Raw genomic sequence first — 1,085 nt, 5'->3', positions numbered from 1 at the left:
TCCGGCGAGCGCATGAGCGAAATCGTTATCCAGTGGTACCGCACTTCGGCTCAAGGTACCCAAGAGCACTACTACACCACCAAACTGGAAGACGCGATCATCGTCGCCATCAACAACAAAATGCACAACTGCCAGGATCCGTCGAACTCGCACTTCACTCACCTGGAAGAAGTGCAGTTCACCTACCGCAAAATCACCTGGACCCACGAAGTATCCGGCACTTCGGGTTCCGATGACTGGCGTCAGCCGGTCGCCTAACTCAGGCCGACCGTCTCAAGCATCGGCCAGCTCTGCTGGTCGATGTTGTTTTCGCCTTTCCAGAATTTTCGCGTCCGCAAGCTCCCTGCACGGGTGCCGGCGAGCGCCGCTGCACTGCACGAGGAACAAGGGATGTTCGCGCCGGCCAATCAAACTCACTTTGCCCTGACCATCGAAGGTCTTTCCAACGACTTCCAGGTTCTTTCCCTGCAAGGTCGGGAAGCCATCAGCCAGCCTTTTGTGTTTGAGGTGGAGCTGGTCAGTGAACAGCCGTCCCTGGACCTCGAGACCCTGCTGCACAAACCGGCCTTTTTGCAGCTCTCGCCCGACGGCAGCGGCATCCATGGCCAGATCTACCGCGCCGCCCAAGGCGATTCCGGCAAACGCCTGACCCGCTACGCGGTGACCCTGCGCCCGCACCTGTCTTACCTGGCGCACCGCATCAACCAACGCATCTTCCAGAACCTCACAGTGCCGAAAATCATCGGCAGCGTCCTCGAAGAGCACGGCATCCAAAGCAATGCCTACGAATTCAAAGTCGGGGCGATTTATCCCGAGCGCATCTACTGCGTTCAGTACGATGAATCGGACCTGCAGTTCGTCCAGCGTCTGTGCGAGGAAGAAGGTATCCACTACCACTTCCAGCACAGCGCCACGGCCCACAAGCTGGTATTCGGCGATGACCAAACGGTGTTCCCGAAACTCGCGCCCGTGGCCTACCAGCAAGACTCCGGCATGGTTGCCAACGACCCGGTGATCAAGCGCTTCGACCTGCGCCTGGAAACCCGCACCAGCCGCACCACCCGCCGCGACTACGACTTCGAAAA

General features: G+C 59.0%; 2 protein-coding genes. Both read left to right on the top strand.

Features of this window, described 5'->3' with window-relative positions; translation table 11 throughout:
- On the top strand, positions 1 to 258 hold a 258-nt coding region (gene tssD, locus E3W21_RS28805), incomplete at its 5' end, for a type VI secretion system tube protein TssD (RefSeq protein ID WP_134423038.1).
- 132 nt (positions 259 to 390) lie between these two features.
- Positions 391 to 1,085, top strand: a 695-nt coding sequence (tssI, locus tag E3W21_RS28800) for a type VI secretion system tip protein TssI/VgrG (RefSeq protein ID WP_134423036.1), incomplete at its 3' end; no start/stop codon positions are given.

This window comes from Pseudomonas sp. F01002 (assembly GCF_004402115.1).
In the GTDB taxonomy this organism is placed as follows: Bacteria; Pseudomonadota; Gammaproteobacteria; order Pseudomonadales; family Pseudomonadaceae; genus Aquipseudomonas; species Aquipseudomonas frigoris.
The sequence above is the reverse complement of the archived record's forward strand: the minus strand, read 5'-3'. Positions and strand labels throughout refer to the sequence as shown.